17 protein-coding genes and 1 tRNA gene are annotated in these 19362 nt (G+C 67.9%); 10 read left to right on the forward strand and 8 right to left on the reverse strand.

Features of this window, described 5'->3' with window-relative positions; all coding sequences use genetic code 11:
* Positions 1-7: 7 nt before the first annotated feature.
* Entirely contained in the window at positions 8-1642 is a 1635-nt protein-coding gene (locus NDI76_RS14975; RefSeq protein ID WP_310924886.1) for a DNRLRE domain-containing protein, read from the reverse strand.
* A 208-nt stretch (positions 1643-1850) separates the two neighbouring features.
* Between NDI76_RS14975 and NDI76_RS14980 the strand changes: the two genes are divergently transcribed.
* The 5 genes from NDI76_RS14980 (at position 1851) to NDI76_RS15000 (ending at position 5215) form a co-directional block, all read left to right on the forward strand.
* Entirely contained in the window at positions 1851-2855 is a 1005-nt protein-coding gene (locus NDI76_RS14980; protein WP_310924887.1) for a hypothetical protein, read from the forward strand.
* A gap of 79 nt (positions 2856-2934) precedes the next feature.
* Positions 2935-3007, forward strand: a tRNA-Arg gene (locus NDI76_RS14985).
* A 327-nt stretch (positions 3008-3334) separates the two neighbouring features.
* On the forward strand, positions 3335-3844 hold the full coding sequence (locus NDI76_RS14990) for a hypothetical protein (RefSeq protein ID WP_310924888.1): 510 nt from the start codon (positions 3335-3337) through the stop codon (positions 3842-3844).
* 172 nt (positions 3845-4016) lie between these two features.
* Positions 4017-4604, forward strand: a complete 588-nt coding sequence (locus tag NDI76_RS14995; RefSeq protein ID WP_310924889.1) for a hypothetical protein — start codon at positions 4017-4019, stop codon at positions 4602-4604.
* A complete protein-coding gene (locus NDI76_RS15000) occupies positions 4601-5215 on the forward strand; it encodes a DUF2238 domain-containing protein (RefSeq protein WP_310924890.1) in 615 nt (204 codons plus the stop codon). Before NDI76_RS14995 ends, NDI76_RS15000 begins: the two co-directional genes overlap by 4 nt.
* Before the next feature lie 19 nt (positions 5216-5234).
* On the opposite strand, the gene NDI76_RS15005 is transcribed toward NDI76_RS15000, so the two are convergent.
* From NDI76_RS15005 to katG, 5 genes are all read right to left on the reverse strand, one after another.
* Positions 5235-6290, reverse strand: coding sequence for an ABC transporter permease (locus NDI76_RS15005; RefSeq protein WP_310924891.1), 1056 nt, complete (start codon positions 6288-6290; stop codon positions 5235-5237).
* Positions 6287-7420: an ABC transporter permease gene (locus tag NDI76_RS15010; RefSeq protein WP_310924893.1), complete on the reverse strand. Its 1134-nt coding sequence runs from the start codon at positions 7418-7420 to the stop codon at positions 6287-6289. Before NDI76_RS15010 ends, NDI76_RS15005 begins: the two co-directional genes overlap by 4 nt.
* A complete protein-coding gene (locus NDI76_RS15015) occupies positions 7417-9039 on the reverse strand; it encodes an ABC transporter ATP-binding protein (RefSeq protein ID WP_310924894.1) in 1623 nt (540 codons plus the stop codon). The genes NDI76_RS15010 and NDI76_RS15015 overlap by 4 nt, the downstream gene beginning before the upstream one ends.
* Positions 9040-9081: 42 nt before the next feature.
* Positions 9082-10257 (reverse strand): BMP family lipoprotein, encoded by a 1176-nt coding sequence (locus NDI76_RS15020; RefSeq protein WP_310924895.1) that lies wholly within the window; start codon positions 10255-10257, stop codon positions 9082-9084.
* A 449-nt stretch (positions 10258-10706) separates the two neighbouring features.
* Complete coding sequence (gene katG, locus NDI76_RS15025) at positions 10707-12851, reverse strand: catalase/peroxidase HPI (protein ID WP_310924896.1); 2145 nt, start codon at positions 12849-12851, stop codon at positions 10707-10709.
* 303 nt (positions 12852-13154) lie between these two features.
* On the opposite strand from katG, the gene NDI76_RS15030 reads away from it, so the two are divergent.
* Positions 13155-14039, forward strand: coding sequence for a hypothetical protein (locus tag NDI76_RS15030; RefSeq protein WP_310924897.1), 885 nt, complete (start codon positions 13155-13157; stop codon positions 14037-14039).
* A 38-nt stretch (positions 14040-14077) separates the two neighbouring features.
* Here NDI76_RS15030 and uvsE read toward each other — a convergent pair whose 3' ends face one another.
* Complete coding sequence (gene uvsE, locus NDI76_RS15035; protein WP_310924898.1) at positions 14078-14992, reverse strand: UV DNA damage repair endonuclease UvsE; 915 nt, start codon at positions 14990-14992, stop codon at positions 14078-14080.
* Positions 14993-15108: 116 nt separating this feature from the next.
* Here uvsE and NDI76_RS15040 point away from each other — a divergent pair, with 116 nt between their 5' ends.
* Positions 15109-15615 (forward strand): hypothetical protein, encoded by a 507-nt coding sequence (locus tag NDI76_RS15040; protein ID WP_310924899.1) that lies wholly within the window; start codon positions 15109-15111, stop codon positions 15613-15615.
* A gap of 1 nt (position 15616) precedes the next feature.
* On the opposite strand, the gene NDI76_RS15045 is transcribed toward NDI76_RS15040, so the two are convergent.
* Positions 15617-16786 (reverse strand): glycoside hydrolase 5 family protein, encoded by a 1170-nt coding sequence (locus tag NDI76_RS15045; protein ID WP_310924900.1) that lies wholly within the window; start codon positions 16784-16786, stop codon positions 15617-15619.
* Between the two features lie 287 nt (positions 16787-17073).
* On the opposite strand from NDI76_RS15045, the gene NDI76_RS15050 reads away from it, so the two are divergent.
* From NDI76_RS15050 to NDI76_RS15060, 3 genes are all read left to right on the forward strand, one after another.
* Positions 17074-17718: a type 1 glutamine amidotransferase gene (locus NDI76_RS15050; RefSeq protein WP_310924983.1), complete on the forward strand. Its 645-nt coding sequence runs from the start codon at positions 17074-17076 to the stop codon at positions 17716-17718.
* Between the two features lie 147 nt (positions 17719-17865).
* Positions 17866-18705, forward strand: a complete 840-nt coding sequence (locus tag NDI76_RS15055) for a VOC family protein (RefSeq protein ID WP_310924901.1) — start codon at positions 17866-17868, stop codon at positions 18703-18705.
* Positions 18706-19096: 391 nt separating this feature from the next.
* On the forward strand, positions 19097-19348 hold the full coding sequence (locus tag NDI76_RS15060) for a hypothetical protein (RefSeq protein WP_310924902.1): 252 nt from the start codon (positions 19097-19099) through the stop codon (positions 19346-19348).
* The last annotated feature ends 14 nt before the right edge of the window (positions 19349-19362 follow it).

Here is a 19362-nt window from a genome sequence, read left to right on the forward strand (position 1 = left end):
CGGCCGGTCACGGACGCTGGTACGCGACGGTCAGTTTCGGCGGCGTCGACCCCTCCGAGGAGTAGAAGTCCCACCCGTTGCTGCCCGAAGGGGCGAGCACCCACCCGAGGTTCGCCGCCCCGGCGACCCACGCGGCGACGCTCTTGGTCACGTCGACGGTTGTCGTGCCGGCGGTCGTCGTCCCCGTCTTCGCGTCGGCGGTCGAGGCGGCCTCCACGTCGTTGGTCTGCACGCCGCTTCCGAGCGACGACCACGTGTCCGACTCGGTCCACTTCGTCCGCATGCGGTGGAGCGACGCCCCGTTACCCGGGTCGACGGTCTGGAGCGACAGTTTCGCGGAGGTGACCGCCGACCCGGCCGGAATCTGTCCCGACCCGGTGCCGACGATGCCGTCGAAGCGGAGCAGGCCGTGCGTCTTGCGCCCCGACTTCGACGGTTCGTCGGTGTCGACCACGAGCGTCGTCGCGGAGCCGTACCCGGTGGTCGGCGAGTACTCCCGGAGGTAGGTGTCCTGCGTCCCCGCGTAGCCGCCGGACCCCTGCTGGAACGTCGCGGTGCCGGTGGTCCCGCCCGAGGACCCCGAATCGCCGCCCGTCCCGGAAGAGGGCTGGCCGAACCGGCTGGCGAAGTCGAAATCGAAGGAGAACTGGCTCCGCCCGTCGGTCCTGTACTGTTTCCGACTCGGCGAGTACGTCCGCACCGAGACGCGGTCGAGCGACCCCGACCCGCCGTCCGGGACGAATTTGATCAGCCGCATCCAGCCGTCGCCGCCGCTGGCGTAGTGCTGGTAGTCGGCCAGCATCTCATATACCGCCGTCCCGGCGGCGTTCGTCGAGGTTTGTTTCCACTGCCCGTCGGTGTAGTGGAAGTGCCCGCCGAGCACCATGAACACCTGCGGGTGCCGCCGAACGAGGTTTCGATAGATGTCCAAGCCGGAGTTGGCTCCGCTCCGCTGTCCGCCGTGCCCCTCGACGCCCGACTTGTCCCAGAGATACGAGTGCGTGGTGACGATGGTCGGCGTGTTCGCGTACTTCGAGAGCAGGTCGTCGGCCCACCCCATCAGCGTTCCCGAGTCCGAGACGGTGCCGGGGACGCCCCACTCCAAGTTCACGTGCAGGAAGGTGTACCCGCCCGCGGAGAACCGCTGATAGTGCGCTCGGTCGCCCGGTCCGGCGCCGAGATACCAGCTTTTCCCCGAGTAGCGCGCCTTCCCGAAGTACTTGCTGTAGTTCGCGAGACTCGACGAGCGGTTGCTGGTGGTCGCGTAGTCGTGGTTTCCGATGGTCGTCCCGTACGGCACCACCCCGTCAAGTTTGTCCATCACGGCGTCCATCCGCTGCCACTCGGTGGTGCTGCTGCCGTGTTCGACCAAGTCGCCCTCGTGGCTGACGAAGGCGATGTTCTCGGCGCTCCTGTTGGCCCGAATCCAGTCGGTCTGGGCGTGCGCCCGGGAGATGAGCGACGAACTCTCCGCGTACTTCTGCGTGTCCGGGATGGCGACGACCGTCCACGGACTCGCCGCGGCCGCCCCGGCGCTGCCGGCGCGGAGTCCGAGTCCCGCGGCGCCGACGGCTCCCACCGCACGGAGGTAGTTCCGTCTAGAGACCGGATGCGAATCGTCCCCGCGAGAATGTTGTCCCATATGCGTACTCCATCCAGACGACTCCGCTCCGGGGAAAAACTCTTTTTCAGAGGTATGGGACGGTCAGATATGTCAGGGATTCTCAACCATTATATGCGCGCACGGAGTCCACTACCGGGATGAGCGGAGACCCACGCCGACGAGTCGGACGCCAGCCGGGTCGGTCGGAACGGCCGAACGGCACCCCGAACGCGGCACAGGAGCCACAGTGGACCTCGTAGACCTCGGAACGCTCGAGGGCGGGGAGATCAGCGACGCGGCCGACCTGAACGAACGCGGAACCGTCGTCGGGTCGAGCGAGGGTCGGGTCGAGGGGGCGGTCTTCACGCGGGCGGTCCGCTGGGCGGCCGAAGCGGACCGGGACCCGGACGAGACGCCCGCGCCCGCGCCCACGCCCCTGCCGACGCTCCGTTCCGACGGGCGGGGCAACAGCGAGGCGACCGCCGTCGACGCTCGCGGCACCGCCGTCGGGAGCGCGCAGGACGACGACTGGGAGTGGCGGGCGGTGCGCTGGGTCGACGACGAGACGGTCGAACCCCTCGGGTCGCTCGGGGACGGACCGACGAGCAGCCGCGCGCACGGGGTCGACAACCGCGGGACTGTCGTCGGACACGCCGCCGCCGACGGCGGTGATATCGTCCGCGCGTTCCGCTGGACGGAGGCCGAGGGAATGCACGGACTCGGGACGCTCCGCTCGGACGACGAGGGTCGGAGCGCCGCTACGGCGGCGGCCGACGACGGGAGCGTCGTCGGGTACAGCGAGACGGACGACGGCCCCGTCCACGCCTTCCGGTGGACAGAGCGAGGAGGGATGACCGACCTCGGAGCGCTCGACGGCGACGACGCGAGCGCAGCGTTCGGCGCCACCCCGACAGCGGTCGTGGGGCGAAGCCTGCGGTCGGCGGAGTTCGCCTCGCGGACGGCGACGATGTGGACCGACGGCGAACCCGTCGAGCTCGGGACGTTCCGCGCCGACAACTCGGGCTACAGCGACGCGTACGACGTCGCCTGCGACGTGGTCGTCGGCGAGAGCCAGGTCGACGCGGGCGTCGGGCACGCGTTCTACTGGGACGGTCGATTGAGCGACCTCGGGACGCTCCGGGCGAACGGAATCGGTCGGAGTCGGGCCTCGGCCGTGAACGCCAGCGGCGTCGTCGTCGGACAGAGCGGGACCGACGACGACGAACGGCACGCCGTGCAGTGGACGCTCTAAGGGGAGACTGCCACGACGCGTCGAGAACGTCCGAACGGTTCACAATCGTTATACGCCGGCGGCCGGTACCTCACTTCGAGGGCCCGTAGCTCAGTGGACAGAGTGCTTGGTTCCGGACCAAGATGTCGCGGGTTCAAATCCCGTCGGGTCCGCTATTCTATCGCGAACGAAGTGAGCGTAGAATAGCGACAGCCGCGGGATTTGAATCAGGGAGCGAGCGAAGCGAGCGACCGGGGTTCAAATCCCGTCGAGTCCGTTCGGCCTTCGGCCTCACTCCCCCGACGTAGTCACGCTCACTTCGCTCGCGTGACTCCCGTCGGGTCCGTTTTGTGGAGGTTCACGTTGAACCGGGTTCGTCTCACTTCGCACCGACTCTCCGCCGGGTCCGTGCTCCCGTCCCCGTTCGTATCCCCGAGAGCGGAGACGCCACCCGACGAGGCCCAAACGCACTTCCTCGGGCGAACACAACTGGGAGTGTCATGAGTCTGAAAGCGTTCTTCCGCGGCGAGGAGACCGGAGCGGGGACCGACGAACAGTCGGCCCCGACGACGAACGCGCAGTCCGTCGGGTCGGACGAATCGTCCAAGTGCGGTCTCGCGCGCACGGCCCTCCTCGTCGGAGGGGGCGTCGCGCTGGCGTACTTCGCCACTCGCTCCGCGGGGTCCGGGGCGTCGATTCCGGCCGTCGACGGGGCGGACGACCGAGAAGAGGAGACGGAGGTCGAAACCGAGGTAGAGGTCGAAACGGGCGAGGGCGTAGAAGTGGAAGTCGAAGCGGAGACCGAACTGGAGCGAACCGGAGAGAACGAACTCGAAGTCGAATCCGAGGTCGAAGTGGAGGCCAGACGAACGGACGAGAACGAGGACGACGAGGAAGGCGAAGAAGCGGCCGACGAGGAGAACGACCAAGTCGTACCCGAGTCGTCGGAGGCGGACGAGCGAAGCGACGAGGACGACGACGAAGACGAAGAGGACGAGGACGAGGAATAGTCGGCGGACCCGCGCGTCTCCGGGCAGGCGTTGGTCGCGAGGACGGCGGATATTCGGCCCCGCGTCCGCGGTCGGTCCCCGCCGTTCGAGCGCGGGAGAACCCGAGACCGGCCTGTTCGCCGTCGGTCGCAGTGGTCACACCTTTTGAGAACCGGCGCACAACGGTCAGAGGATGTCGCTCAATCGACTCGTTCGTGGCCGACAGACCAACGCCGCAATCGGATGGGTAGCGACGGGAGCCGTCGCGTTGGGTGGCGTCGAGAACCTCGTCGCCGGCGCGACACTCTGGGGTGTCTTCTTGCTGGTCGTCGCGGCCGCTCTCGCCGTTCCGGCGCTCGCGACCCGCGAGTGGACGGCGATGGTCTCGTGGCCGCTTCCGGTGGTCGCCGCCGCCGCGGTGGTCGCCAGAGAGACGGGATTTCAGAGCGAAATCGCAGGCCACCTCGCCCTCGCGACGCTCGCACTGGTCCTCGTCGTCGAACTCGACGTGTTCACCTCGGTCGAACTGAGTCGCCGGTTCGCCGTCGTCTTCGGCGTCCTGACCACGATGGCGCTGCAGGCGGTGTGGGTCGTCGCCCAGTTCTACTCCGACCGGTGGCTCGGGAGCGAGTTCCTGAGCACGCAGACCGAACTCCAGCGAGATATCGTCGCCGTCACGGCCGTCGGGGCCGTTCTGGGCGCTCTCTGCGAGGTGTACTTCGCGCGGTACGAACCGGTCGGTGCCGTCGGCGAGTCGACGGACCGGAGGGAGACGTCGTGACTCTCGGCGGCGCGCTGGGACTGTCCGAATCCCACGAGCGCGCCCTCGTGCGAGTCCTTCAGGCAGTCCTCGTGGGACTGTTCGGCTACGGTCTCGCGACCGTGCGAGCGCCACTCGTCGCGTCGGGGGCCGTCGGACTCGCGGTGACGTTCCTGCCGGCGTTGCTCCGTCGCGAGTACGGCTACCGGATGGACGCCGGTCTCGTCGTCTGGATCACGCTCTCGATGCTCCTCCACGTCGTCGGCTTCCTCGGATTCTACGACAGGTACCAGTGGTACGACGAGATAACGCACACGCTCTCGGCGACGGTCGTCGCCGGACTCGGCTACGCGGCGTTCCGGGCGTTGGAACTCCACTCCGACGACATCGAGGTCCCCTCCGAGTTCAGAGCGGTGTTCATCGTCGTGTTCGTCCTCGCGGCGGGGGTCTTCTGGGAAGTACTGGAGTTCGCTCTCGGCGGTCTCGTCACCGTCTACGGCATCGACGACATCGTCACCGACATGGTGTTCAACGGCGTCGGCGCGATACTCGTCGCGCTCTGGGGAACCGGCCACGTCGACGGACTGGTCGGCTTCTTCGGCAACCGTCTCCGGGACGGCGACGACGGGTGAGACGACGCGAACGACGGGGTCACTCCTCGCTTTCGTAGTGTTCGCCGACGGACGACGGCATTCGCGTCGACCCCCAGACGGTGAGGACGACGACGACGGCCACGTACGGGAACAGATTGACGAGTCGGTTCGGAAGCTCGATTCCCGCCGTCTGGAACTGAATCTGAAGCATGTCGAGGCCGCCGAACAGGAGCGCCGCGAGCGCCGCGCCGATGGGGTTGTAGTTCCCGAACAGGTAGGCCACGATGGCGATCCACCCGCGACCGTTGACCATCGTGTCGCCGGTTCCGGTGAACGACCCGGCGTGCGCCATCAGCACGGCTCCGCCGAGTCCGGCCATCAGACCTGAGAAGATGACGGCCGCGTAGCGGATACGGGTGACGTCGATGCCGGCCGTATCGAGGGCCTCCGGGTTCTCGCCCGCGGCTTGGACCCAGTAGCCGTACTTCGTGCGGAAGAGGACGACCCACGCGGCGACGGCGAGGACGCCGGCGAGCCACACCAGCGGCGACGTGTCGAACAGGACGCTGCCGAGAACCGGGATTTCGGACAGCCCCGGGACGGTCACGCTGTTCATGCTCGCCAGCCCGGGACTGTTGCGGTTGCCCCACAGCAAGACGGCGGTGAACGGCCCGAAGCCGAGACCGATGAACCAGACGGCGAGGCCCGCGACGATTTGGTTCGCCTGATAGCGAACGAGCAACACGGCGAACGCGACCGAGAGCAGGCCACAGACGAGCGTCGCTCCGAGGATGCCGAGCCAGAGGGTGGTCTGACTCGGTGCGTCCCCGCCGAGGAGGAAGGTGAACGTCGCGGCGGCGACCGCGCCGAATATCATGAACCCCTCCAGTCCGATGTTGAACACGCCGCTTTTCTCGGCGTAGAGTCCGCCGATGGCCGCGAGAGCGATCGGCGAGGCCGCTTGCAGCGCTCGCTCGACGAACCCGACCGTGAGGATAGCCGCGACGGGCAGGTCGAATATCGTCGTGGAGACGACCGCCAGTGCCACGACGACGAGGACGGTTCCGAGGAGGAGTCGGGACCGGTCGTCGGTGCCGAGCGTCGCACCGCTCATCGGTCCGCACCCCCGAGACCGGTTCGTTTGGCGGCCATCCGGAACAGTTCCGGTGCGGCGACGAACAGCACGACGAGACCGACGATACCGTCGATCAACTGGACGGGAACGTCGCTGTTGATGCTGATGTACGACGCCGCGGAGTCGAGACCGCCGAACAGCAGACTCGCGGGAACGACCCCCAGGGGGTTGTTCGCGGCGAGCAGACTCACCGCGATTGCGTCGAAGCCGTACGTCCCGACGCCGGCGGGGTCGCTGTAGTAGCCCTGAATCATGATGGCGAACACCGCGCCCGCGACGCCCGCGACCATTCCCGAGAACGTCATCGTCGTGACGATGGTTCGCTCGGCGTCGACCCCGGAGAACGTCGCGGCGGCCTGTTGGTAGCCGCTCGTCACCATGTCGTAGCCGACGGTGGTCCGAGCCATGACGACGGCCACGAGGGCGACGACGAGAAGCGCCACCGCGAACCCGAGAATCGAGAAGTCGGGGTTGTCGTAGACGATTCGCGGGAGCGAGACGTACTCGGGCAGTCGTTCGGTGTTGGGGGCTCGGTTGCCTTCGCCGCGAAAGGCCCCCTCGACGAGGTAGCCGACGACGCCGACGGCGACGAAGTTCAGCATGATGGTCGTGATGATCTCGTTGGCGTCGGCGTACGCTTTCAGTATCCCCGGAAGCGCGCCGTAGGCGCCGGCCGCGACGACGGCCGCGAGCGTCCCGAAAACCATCAGGAGAACGCCGCCGACCGTCCCCGTCGGGAACACCGGTGCGAGCCACAGGATGGTGACGACGGTGGTGAATCCGCCGACGACGAACTGACCCTGTACCCCGATGTTGAACACGCCGGCGCGGAAGGCGATGGCGACGGCGACCCCCGTCAGCGTGAGAATCGTCGTGAACTTGAGCGTCCGCGCCGTCGCGCCGGCGTCGCCGAACGACCCCACGAACACGAATCGGAGGAACTGCGCCGGGTCGTAGCCCGCCGCCGCGACGACGACGAGACCGATGAGAAGTGCCAGCACCGTCGACGCCGCGGCTATTGCGAGTCGTTCGAGGACCGTCAGGTCGAGCACGCGGTCGGCCGCCCGGTCGAGCAGGTCGCGCGCGGGACTCGAATCGGCGTCGCTCACGACGCGACGCCTCCGCTCTCGACCGCGTCGTCGTCCGACTGGTCCGACCGCTCGGAGTCGGGCGCGTCCCCCTCGGCGGCACGTCCACCGCCGAGGCGACGACCCGCCATCAGCAGGCCGAGGTCCTCGTCGGTCACGTCGTCGGGGTCGACCACGTCGATGAACTCGCCTTCGTACATGACGGCGATTCGGTCCGACAGCGCCCGAATCTCTTCGAGTTTCGAGGAGACGAGCAGGACGGCCAAGCCCGTCTCGCGGAGGGCGACCAGTCGGTCGTGGATGAACTCGATGGAGCCGATGTCGACCCCGCGAGTCGGGTGGGCGGCCACCATGACGGCTGGGTCGTGTTCGATTTCGCGACCGACGATGAACTTCTGCTGGTTGCCCCCCGAGAGTGACCCCGCGCGCGCCTCCGCGTTCGGCGGTTGAACGTCGTACTCGGCGACGATGTCCGCGGCGTGTTCGCGGACCGCCGCCCAGTCGACGAATTTCCGAGAGACGAACCGGCCGACGGTCTGATTTCCCAGCAGCGCGTTCCGGACGAGGTCGTACGCTTGGACCAGTCCCTCCGTTTGGCGGTCTTCGGGGATGTAGGCGATACCGCCCCGGATGCGCTGGCGACGGCTCGTGTCGGTGACGTCGTCGCCGTCGAACGTGACGCGTCCCGACGACACCGACCGCAGACCGGTGACGGCCTCGACGAGTTCGGTCTGGCCGTTGCCCTGGACTCCGGCGATGCCGAGGATTTCACCCTCGTGGACCGTGAGGTCGACGTCGGATACCCGCTCTCGGCCGCGGTCGCCCTCCACGGACAGTCCTTCGACTTCGAGTTTCGGCGGGCCGGTCTCGCGTTCGCGAGGGCGTCTCTCGGTGAGGACGTCGCGGCCGACCATCATCCGCGCGAGTTCCTGCTCGGTCGTGTCGGCGGCGGCGACGGTGCCGACCGCCTCGCCGTCTCGGAGCACGGTCACCTCGTCGGCGACCGTCAACGCCTCGTCGAGTTTGTGCGTGATGAAGACGAGCGAGCGACCCGAATCCGTGAGTTCGACCATCACGTCCGCGAGGCGGTCGACCTCTTGGGGCGTGAGAACGGCCGTCGGTTCGTCGAACACGAGGATGTCCGCACCTCGATAGAGGCTCTTGACGATTTCGACGCGTTGGCGGGCGCCGAGGTCGAGGTCGCGGACCGGCGTGTCGAGGTGCCGGTCGACGTCGAACTCGTAGCGGCGGCAGATGTCCGTCACTCGCTCGCGGGCGACCGACTCGTCGACGAGGCCGTTCTCGGTCGGTTCGTGACCCAAGATGATGTTCTGGAGGACGGTCATCGGCTCGACGAGTTGGAAGTGCTGGTGAATCATCCCGACGCCGGCGTCCATCGCATCCCGGGGCGAGTCGAACTCGCGGTGTTCGCCGTCGATGACGATGTCCCCCGCGTCCTTCTCGTAGAGTCCGTAGAGGATGCTCATCAACGTCGTCTTACCCGAGCCGTTCTCGCCGAGCAGGGCGTGAACCGTCCCGCGTTCCAGCGTGAAATCGACGCTGTCGTTGGCGACCACGTCGCCGAAGCGCTTGGTAATACCTTCGAGTCGGACGGCCGGATGCTGTGCGTTATCTGGCATGGGGAGTGGTGCGGGTATCCATCGAAACGAGGAGACGGATGGTCAGTTACAGCCAGCGGCGGTGCAGGGAACGGTGATGTCGCCGTTCAGGATGCCCTGCTTGGCCTCGTCGAGGTTCTGCTGGACGGCGTCGGGAAGTTGACCCTCGTAGGCCTGCCCGATGACGCAGTCGACCGCCTCGTCCGCCAACCCGAGCGTGTTCGACCCGGCGACGCTCTGGAAATCGTCCTCCGCGACGGCGACGGCGACTTCGCGGGTTCCCTCGTTGATGTATTTCACCGCCGAGCCGATGATGACGTCCTGGAAGTCGGGGAGCGTCGCCGACTGGTCGGCGTCGACGCCGATTGCGAGGCGTTCGTTCTCCTGTGCGGCCTCGAAGACGCCGCGACCCGCCGCGGCGGCGGCGTGGTAGACGATGTCCGCACCGTCGTCGTACTGCGAACTCGCGATGTCCGCGGCCGTGCTCGTGTCGGTGTAGTTGCCGATGTAGCCGACGTTGACCTGCACGTCCGAGTTGACCCACTCCGCCCCGGCGACGTACGAGCGCTCGAACGCGTTGATGAGCGAACCGTCCACGCCCCCGACGAACCCGATTTGAGCGGTGTCGGGGTTCGTGGAACCGCCGCCGCCGGTCAGTTCTTCGGTCGTCATCGTCCCGCCGAGGACGCCCGCGAGGTACGACATCTGGTGGTTCGCCCACGTGTAGCCGGCGACGTTCGGCTGGTCGACGTAGTCGTTGATGAGCATCCAGTTCTGGTCGGGGTAGTCGGCGGCGTTCTGGGTCAACGCCTCGGTGTGATTGTACGAGACCAGCACGATGAGGCCGTAGTCGCCGCTTTGAGCGAGGTTGGCCTGCGTCGATTGGTACTGTGCCTGTTCGGTCTCTTCGACCTGATTGATCTCGATGTCGTACTCCTCGCTCGCGGTCTGCAGGCCTTCCAACGCGAGGTCGTTGAACGCGTTGTCGTCGAAACCGGCGGGGCTGGAGACGATTGCGACGTTCGTCGTCTCGGTACCGCCGCCGTCCCCGCCCCCACCGTCCGTCTCGCCGGTGCCGCCGCCGGTGGTGGTCGCGTCGCCGCCACCGCCGCCGAGACACCCGGCGAGTGCCGCCGTGCCAGCGAGCGCCGTGCCGGACGCGAGAAACCGTCGTCGACAGATCGTCCGCTCGGTAGCGCCGTCCTTCGATTCGTCGTACATGTTCGAGGGTACTGACATCTTCCTGTCTTATGTTGACATGCACACAGGAAAATCATTCCGTTTGAGTTACAATTATGCGTCTCGGTCGCGTGGCGCGCGGGAATCGGGCGTAGCCGGACAGCTGTGCTCGGTGGAAACGAGACGGACGGACGAGCGGTTCGTCGGGCGAAACAGCCCCCGAATCACGGATGGAACGCCGGCGAGACGGTCGCGGTTCGGCACCCGAAGGAGAGACGCGAGAAGTAGCTCCGCGGTCTGAAGCCGCCCACCGGTTCGCTCGCGGCGCTCGAAGAATCCCGGCGGAAGCGTCGTCCCCTCCGCCGATACCGATAATTCGGTGGTGCGCGGTTCCCGTGGAGAACGTCGCCACGAAACCCGACCGACGGCGACCGACGCGACGTCGGGGCGTACGGCCGGGTCGGAATCCGCGCGTTCGCCGGGTCGCCGGGGGAGCGCTTAGTCGGCGCTTACTCGAGGTCGAAGCGGTCGTGGGTCATGACCTTGTGCCACGCGTCCGCGAAGTCGCGCACGAACTTCTCCTCGCCGTCGTCGGCTCCGTACACCTGCGCGACGGTTCTGAGTCGGGCGTTCGACCCGAAGACGAGGTCGAAGCGGGTCGCCTCCCACTCGACGTCGCCCGTGTTGCGGTCGCGCAGTTCGAACGCGTACTCGTCGTCCGTGAGGGGTTCCCACTCGTAGTCCATGTCGAGCAGGTTGTCGAAGAAGTCGGTGGTCAGCGTCCCCGGTCGGTCGGTGAGGACGCCGCGGTCGGAGCCGTCGTAGTTCGCGTCCAGCGCTCGCATGCCGCCGACCAGCGCCGTCATCTCGGGGACCGTCAGGTTCAGGAGGTCCGACTTGTCGACCAGCATCTCTTCGGCCCGTTCGTCGGCCTCCTCGGAGCGGTAGTTCCGGAAGCCGTCGGCCTCCGGTTCGAGCACCTCGAACGACTCGACGTCGGTCTGCTCCTGCGAGGCGTCGGTTCGGCCGGGCTCGAACGGAATCTCCAGGTCGTGGCCGGCGTCCGCCGCCGCCTGTTCGACGGCCGCGTTACCGCCGAGGACGATGAGGTCCGCCAGCGAGACTTCCGTCCCGTCGGACTGCGAGTCGTTGAACTCCGAGCGAATCTCCTCGAGCGTGTCGAGCACCGTCGAGAGCTCCTCGGGGTTGTTGACCTCCCAGTCGCGCTGGGGGCGGAGCCGAATCCGGGCGCCGTTCGCGCCGCCGCGCTTGTCGCTGTCGCGGTACGTGGACGCCGACGCCCACGCGGTCCGGACGAGCTGCGGAACGGTCAGTTCGGAGTCGAGGATCTCCTCTTTGAGCTCCTCTGCGTCCTCGTCGTCGATGAGGTCGTAGTCGGCGTCCGGGATGGGGTCCTGCCACAGCATCTCCTCGTCGGGCACCTCTTCGCCGACGAGTCGGGTCGGCGGGCCCATGTCGCGGTGGATGAGCTTGTACCACGCCTTCGCGAACGACTCCTGGAACTTCCCGGGGTTCTCTTGGAACGTCTCGAGAACCTCGCGGTAGTCCTCGTCGTGCTTCAGCGCGACGTCCGTCGTCAGCATCATGGGGTCGACCTTCTTCGAGTCGTCGTGGGCGTCGGGGACGGACTCCTCGAGTTCGTCGCCCACCGGCCGCCACTGCCACGCGCCGCCGGGGCCCTTGTGCGGCTCCCACTCGTGGTCGAGCAGGTTGTCGATGTAGCCCATGTCCCACATGGTCGGCGCGCTGTTCCACGGACCCTCGATGCCGCCGGTGATGGTGTCCTGCCCGCGGCCGGACCCGAAGTCGCTCGACCAGCCGAGACCCTGCTCCTCCATGGGGGCCGCCTCGGGTTCGGGGCCGAGATGTTCGGGGTCGTCGGCGCCGTGGACCTTCCCGAACGTGTGCCCGCCGGCGATGAGCGCGACCGTCTCCTCGTCGTTCATCGCCATGTGGCTGAACGTCTCGCGGATGTTGTGCGCCGAGCCCTCCAAGTCGGGTTCGCCGTACGGACCCTCGGGGTTCACGTAGATGAGCCCCATGACGGAGTTGCCGAGGGGGTTCTTGAGGCTACCCTCCTCGTCGAAGCGCTCGGGGGAGGTCTTCTCCATCTCGTCCTCGGGGCCCCAGTCGACGGACTCGTCGGGCATGTAGGCGTCCTCGCGGCCGCCGCCGAAACCGAACGTCTCGAAGCCCATCGACTCGAGAGCGACGTTCCCGGTCAGAACGATGAGGTCGGCCCACGAGAGACTCTTGCCGTACTTCTGCTTGACCGGCCAGAGCAGGCGTCGCGCCTTGTCGAGGTTCGCGTTGTCGGGCCAACTGTTGAGGGGCGCGAAGCGCTGGCCGGCGCGGTTGGCGCCGCCGCGACCGTCGGCGACGCGGTACGTCCCGGCGCTGTGCCACGCCATCCGAATCATCAGCGGTCCGTAGTGACCGTAGTCGGCGGGCCACCACTCCTGCGACGTCGTCAGCGCGTCTTCGATGTCGGCCTTCACCTCTTGGAGGTCGAGCTTCGCGAACTCCTCGGCGTAGTCGAAATCCTCGTCCATCGGGTTCGCCGGATCGGCGTTGTTGTCGAGGATCTCTAACCTCAGCTGCTCGGGCCACCACTCGCGATTGGTTTTCGACATTACCAGCCGCTTGGTCCGTTCGCGTGTTAAGATTGTCTAATTCGGAATTGAAGTTCCAGTTTGGGAATGAAGTCTCTGCTCCACGCAAAGGAATTATCCTCTCGCGAAATGTCTATCGGTAATACGACGTGCGCCGCGGTCGCCGGTCCCGCGTAGAGAGACGCGGCGTCGGGCGGAAAAGCGTTCGTCCGGAACGACCGCCGTGAACGCTCCGAGACCGGCCGTCCCGAACCGTCCGGCGCTCGTCTCCGGCGGGACCCTCGGGACACCGCTCTTAACACCGAACGAACCCTTATCGAACCCGTGTTCGGAGGTTCGACTCGGAAACTCGCGCTCGGTCTCGGCGGCGTCGGACTGGCGGTCTGCGGTGTGCTCGCCGGCGCCCGCCGCGCCGCCCGCGACGTTCCGCTCTCCCCGCTTCACGGCGACGGCTACGTCGGCGCGACGTGGCCGGCGCGCAGGGGCCTCCGCGGCGGCCGCGTCTCCGGGGAGATGGACTCGCTCGCCGACTACGCCCGCCCCGGGTTCGACCCCGACGCGGTCCATCCGGACGTTCGGGCGCTCTACGAGCGGACCGACTCGTTCGGGATGACGGTCGACGCGGCGTGGCACCGACCGTACGCGCTCGGCGCGCGGGCCGCGAGTCGGTGGACGAGCCGAATCGAACAGCTGAATCTTCCCGGCCCCGGGGACGACCCGAAGCGCGTCTCCAGCGACCTGTTCGCGCTGTCCGACGCGGCGGCCGCTGAGGACCCCCGAGACGACCCGCGGCTGTGGGTCCGGACCGACGACGAGACGGGCGAGGCGGTGTTCGTCGCCGTCTACGCGAGCTACGTTGACGGCGGCGAGCGGTTCGTCGACATCGCGGTGCCGCTCCCCGGCGCGAACCTCTCGACGGTCCTCCGAATAGAACACGACGGGGCAGCGGGGGGCGTCGCCCTCACGACCAACTGCCCGAACGGCGGACTGTATCTGCACACCCGCGCGGGGGCGGTTCGCCTCCCGGCCGCTCAGCGGTTCCGCGTTCGGCCGGCGAGCGACCCCGACGCGCCGTTCTCCGACTCCGGAGACTTCGAAGGCCTCGGCGACGGCGCCGACGTGCTGGCCGAACAGCGTATCGCGCTGTGCGGACTGCCGCTGGTGACGGTGCGCTACGCCGCCGCGCGGGCGTCCGAGTCCGGGAAGTGAGTGAAAGTGGGCATCGTGCGCCGAAGTCGGGTCGACCGTTACGACTCCGCAATCGACGCCGTTTCGTCCCGGTACCGGAGCAGCGCGCGCTCCTTCTCCTTGGCTTCGAGCATCACGTCAGCGCCGTCGAGAAGCCAGTCGGGGACCGACGCGACGTAGTCGGCGTGCGCCTGCGGCCGCGCGTCTCCCCCGTACAGCCGCGCGGGTTCGGAGTAGTGCGCGACCGGCCGCACGTCGCCCCACGTCCGCGCGGCCGTCTCGAACGCCTCCCGGTACGTGAGCCCTCGGCTCGCGAACTGGTGGTGGTGGTAGTCGAAGACCACGGGTACGCCGAGCGGTTCGGCGACGGCGTCGACCAGTTCGGGGACGCTCCAGAGTCCCTCCTTGTCGTCGTTCTCGACGGTCAGGCGCTCGCGGGCGGCGGGCGACAGGCGGTTCACGGCGTCTCGGAAGCGTTCGGCGGTCGCCGCCTTGTCGTCGTAGTGGGCGCCGATGTGGACGTTGATACCGTAGTACGGCGTCCGAGGGAGGCCGAACAGGTCGAGCCACGAGCCGTGGATTTCGAGGTCCCGGATGGAGTTCTCGACGGTGTCCGTCGACTCGCTGGCGAGTTTGCACCAGTGGCTCGGATGGAAGGTGAACCGCATCTCGTTCTCTAGGATGAACCGGCCGCAGTCGGCGGCGATTCGGGCGATTTCCTCGTAGTCCGGGAGTTCGGTCAACTCGAACTGGGAGTTCCACGGAACCAGATCCGACGTGCAGCGGTAGAAGTAGATGCCGCGGTCGACGTTCCAGCGCAGAATCTCCGACAGGTCGGAGACGTTCTGGAGGGCGAGTTCGGAGGCGTACTCCACGCCGCGCGACTCCCACGTCTTCCGCTGCATTCCTCGGTTGCACCGCAGCGGCGGGTCGCGCTCTCGCAGCGTGCGGTTCATACAGGCGTAACCCAGCATCGACGTGTGACGCTGAGTACCCGACGCGGATAACCACACGGATGGCGGACCCTCTTCCCCTCGGATGCGACTCGACCGCCCGAGAGACCTTACCCTCACCCGACGTACCGACCGGCATGGCTCCGAGACGGGTACCGGAGGACGGGCGAATTACGGAACCGGGCGAGTACGCGCTGACGGGGAACAGAACCGTCCGCGGCGCCTCGCCGCCGTCAGAAGCGATGATTCGAATCGCCGCCGACGGCGTCACGCTCGACGGCCGAGGGCACGCCCTCGTCGGCGGCGGCGTCTCGGACACGACGGCGATAGCGGCGGACGGCGAGTCGGGAGTCTCCGAGGTGGTCGTCGAGAACGTCGCCGTCGAGGCGTGGGAAGTCGGTCTCTCCTTCCGGAATCTGGGTCGCGCGACGGTGCGCGGCGTCGAGGCGACGGGAAACAGCTACGGACTCCTCCTCGAAGGGGTGGCGGCCCTGCGCCTCGCGGACTGCGAGGTTCGGGAGAACCTCGTCGGTGTCTCCGCCGACGCGGCGTCGGCCCCGGTGGCGCCGGCGCTCGACTTCGGGAGCGGAACCGACGTTTCGGCGAACCGACTCGCGGACGTCCGCCGCGGGGACGACTGCTGAATCAGCGGCAGGCGAACTCTTTGACGCCTGCCGCCCACTCCGGCCACTCCGGTCGCTCTTCGAGGCCGTCGACGGAGGGGTCGCCGGACATCGCCTTGATGGCGCGGGCGTCCTCCAGACTCCAGACGGCGCCGTCCTCGTGAAACAGACCGTTCAGGACGCCGTTGCCGCGCATCGGCGGGAGGTAAGCGGGTTTCACCATCAGCGACCAGAAGAAGTTCCCGAACCCCGAGTCGTGAATCGCCGGCGCGAGCGAGGCGTAGTTCGGGTAGGTGTGGTCGTCGCGCGGCGGGCAGGGACCGAACGGCGGCGACCGGACGCGTTGCCACTCGCTCAGCCATGTCGGGCCGTCGAACTCGTCGGCGAGGACGCGCATCCGGTCGAGAAAGCGCCGGTAGCGCTCCTCGGAGCGCGGAAAGTTGTAGTGGAACTGGAGGGCGTCGACGCCCCAATCGAGGTACGTCGCGTTGTTCACCATGCTCGTCGACCCGACGGTGAGCGGGACGGAGCCGCGGTTCCGAGCGAGCGCCTCGAACATCGACCGCGCGAACGGCTTGGCCCGCGCGTCCCAGTGCGGTTCGTTCATCACCTCAAGTGCGAGCAGTCGGTCGTCGTCGCCGTACCGTCTGGCGAACCACTCGACGAACCGTTCGGCCTCGCTCCACCGCGACCGGTCGGCGAGGAGGGCGTTCCCCGGCGACCGGACGCCGACGCCGGTGAACGGGTTGTCGTTGGTGAGGTTCTCATCGGTCGGCCAGACGCCGTTCCCCTCGAAGAGGCTGAACAGCACCGAAATGCCTCGCTCGGACGCCGCCCGGAGGAAGTGGTCGATTCGGCGTTCGTGCGCCTTCGGGTTCCGCTTCCAGAACTCGTAGCTCGTCCACGTCCGGACGGCGTTGAGGTTCACCGACGCGGCGTAGCCGAGGTCGCGTTCGACGACCGCCTCGTCGTAGCCCGCCCACATCTGATAGAACGTGAGCGCGCGGGCGGGCAGGTACATCGCCCCGCGGACGTCGATGGGTTCGGCGCTTTCGGTCGGCGCGTCGTCCTCGCAGTCGGACGCGTCCGACCCGTTCGGCGGGGGAGCCGCCCCTCCGGTACCGCCGGGTCGGCCGGGGATTCGGTCGCCGGCCGCGCGTCCGCCGACCGACGCGAGACCGGCCGCTGCCACCGAGGTCCTGAGAAACTCTCGTCGTCCACGCTCCGAGCCCATGCCGTTTCCTACCGCGGACCAGCCAATAAGCGCCGGGGCCGCCGCGGTTCCTCGTCGGATTCGTCGTCCTCCTCGCCGACCGCACCGAGACCGAGGCGGAGTAGCACCGACGCACTCCGGCAAGCACGCGCGCCACCGAGTCACACCGGCGTTATCGCCGGCCGTCGAGCGGCGGAAGCGCCCGCGTGTCGGGCCGAGGTCGGACCCGAGCGGGTAAGACGCTCGGCGTCGAACCGTCGGGCGACGTGATACTGGTAGTGGACAACGCGGTGGCGGGCGGACACATGGCCGGCGAAGTCGCTCGCCTGCTTCCGACCGAGGACGCGGAACTGCACGGCTACCCGAACGCTCCGACCGACCCGTCGCTCGACGGCGTCGACGGCGTCGTCCTCGGCGGGAGCGGGTGCGGCGTCTACGACGAACCCGACCAGCCGTGGATCGGGAGACAACAGCGGTTTGTGGAGACGGTGATGGAGGAGGAAATCCCGCTCCTCGGCGTCTGCTTCGGACACCAACTCGTAAACGCGGCCCTCGGCGGGACCGTCGTGGACAGCAAGGTGTCGCGGAATCGACTCGTGAAGGCGTCGCTCGCCGAGGTTCCGCTGTTCGAGGGGGTCGAACCCGTGGTTCCGGTCCTCCACTCGGACCTCGTGACCGACCCCGGCGAGGGGATGGACGTCGTCGGCACGACGGACTACAACGAGTACTTCGCCACGCGCCACCGCGAACGCCCGGTCTGGACCGTCCAGTACCACCCCGAGTTCACGCCCACCATCCGGCCCGAATACGACGCCGTCTGGGAGGGAGGCGAGCGCACCTTCGCCGAGTCGACGGCGACGCGGACGCTGGAGAACTTCGCTCGGTTCTGTCGAGAAGAAAAGACGGCGTGAGCGAACCTTCGACCATCGCGGGCATCGCCTCCTCGTCTCGGTGAATCGCCCGGCCGTCGGCGCGTGTGACGTCGGGGTTACCTGGTGAACCCGGCGTTCGCTGAGGTATATACCCGAGAGCGACGAACGGACGACCGAGAACCGCGAATGACACGAAGTCCCCTCGTTCCCGACGCCGCGCGAATCGGCCGAACAGCGCTGACCGTGGCCGACCTCGACGCGACGACGGCGTTCTACCGCGACGTGGTCGGCCTGTCGGTGCTGTCAGAGACGGAGACGATGGCAACCCTCGGCGTCGACGGAACGCCGCTGCTCGTCCTGCGGCGGGACGAGGACGCTCCGCCTCGAACCGACGACCGAGCGGGACTGTTCCACAATGCGTTCAGGGTCCCCTCCCGCGCCGCGTTGGGTGCTGCGCTCGAACGGATTCGCGACCGGTCGGAACTGACCGGAGCCTCCGACCACGACGTGAGCGAGGCACTCTACCTCGTCGACCCGGAGGGAAACGGCGTCGAAATCTACGCTGACCGACCGCAGGAAGAGTGGCCCCGGGCCGTGGACGGGACGATAAGCATGGGGACGGCCCCGTTGGACCTCGACGACCTCCTCTCGGCGTCGGACGGCGCCGCGGCCGCCCCGCCCGGAACGACCGTCGGACACGTCCACCTGGAAGCGACGTCGCTGCCGGCGTCGCGGGCGTTCTACGCGGATACGCTCGGTCTGCGGGTGCAGTCGGAGTCGTCCTCGGCGCTGTTCCTCGCGGCGGGCGACTACCACCACCACCTCGGCGTGAACGTCTGGAACGGGCGGGCGCGGCCGGCGGGCGGTCGCGGGGTGGCGTGGGTCGAGTTCCTCCTGCCCGACGCGGAGTCGCTGGCGGCGGTTCGACGGGGACTCGCGGCGGCGGACGTCTCGGTCACTGACCGCGACGAGGGATTCGAGGTGTCCGACCCGAGCGGAGTCGCCGTTCGGTTCCGCCTCGCGTAATCGAACCGACATCGGAGACGACCGTTCGTTATCAGAGCCGATTTTTAGCGGCTAACGCATATATACTGAAACGATTACTCCGATATGTCCAGTTCAACAGCGGGAGCGCGGCTTCCGTCGCTGGGGAAGGTAGGGAGGAGGGGGAGAGACGTCGTCAGGTATATTCCGAACGGAGACTCCATTCCGGAGAAATCCTGGCGCGCGCGCCATCGAGCTATCGTGCTGTTGCTGGCGGCGCACGCGCCGTTGCTCTTCGCGCTGGGGAGTTTCACCGGGACGGAACCGTACGTCACGGGCGCGACGTTCACGGCCGTCCCGGAGACGCACCTCTTCGCGGGCGTCGGCGCCATCGTCGCGCTGACACTCCTGTCGGCGGTGCGCCATCGAACGGGTGGCCGAGCGCTCCCGAATCATCGCCGAGCGGAGCGAGTCGCTCGCGGACCGCGCCGAGAGCGGCGTGGCGACCATCTCGCAGGTTCGGTCGCGGCTCGACGGTCTCACCGAACAGACGGCGGACCTGAAGTGTCGGCTCGACGCGTTCACCTGCGAGGCCGAGACGGAGATGGAGACCGGGACCGAGTCGGGGGCCGAGTCCGGGGCGGCCGGGACGGGACGAACGGCGACTCCGAGCGGGTCGCCCTGATTCTCCGGGCGCCG

It is taken from the genome of Halogeometricum sp. S1BR25-6, assembly GCF_031624495.1.
GTDB classification, from domain to species: Archaea; Halobacteriota; Halobacteria; order Halobacteriales; family Haloferacaceae; genus Halogeometricum; species Halogeometricum salsisoli.

Bases quoted from the DNA above. Each gene is read 5' to 3' on its own strand.
- NDI76_RS14975 (WP_310924886.1), bottom strand. From the start codon at position 1,642: ATGGGACAACATTCTCGCGGGGACGATTCGCATCCGGTCTCTAGACGG.
- NDI76_RS14990 (WP_310924888.1), top strand. From the start codon at position 3,335: ATGAGTCTGAAAGCGTTCTTCCGCGGCGAGGAGACCGGAGCGGGGACC.
- NDI76_RS14995 (WP_310924889.1), top strand. From the start codon at position 4,017: ATGTCGCTCAATCGACTCGTTCGTGGCCGACAGACCAACGCCGCAATC.
- NDI76_RS15005 (WP_310924891.1), bottom strand. From the start codon at position 6,290: ATGAGCGGTGCGACGCTCGGCACCGACGACCGGTCCCGACTCCTCCTC.
- NDI76_RS15015 (WP_310924894.1), bottom strand. From the start codon at position 9,039: ATGCCAGATAACGCACAGCATCCGGCCGTCCGACTCGAAGGTATTACC.
- NDI76_RS15020 (WP_310924895.1), bottom strand. From the start codon at position 10,257: ATGTCAGTACCCTCGAACATGTACGACGAATCGAAGGACGGCGCTACC.
- katG (WP_310924896.1), bottom strand. From the start codon at position 12,851: ATGTCGAAAACCAATCGCGAGTGGTGGCCCGAGCAGCTGAGGTTAGAG.
- uvsE (WP_310924898.1), bottom strand. From the start codon at position 14,992: ATGCTGGGTTACGCCTGTATGAACCGCACGCTGCGAGAGCGCGACCCG.
- NDI76_RS15040 (WP_310924899.1), top strand. From the start codon at position 15,109: ATGGCTCCGAGACGGGTACCGGAGGACGGGCGAATTACGGAACCGGGC.
- NDI76_RS15055 (WP_310924901.1), top strand. From the start codon at position 17,866: ATGACACGAAGTCCCCTCGTTCCCGACGCCGCGCGAATCGGCCGAACA.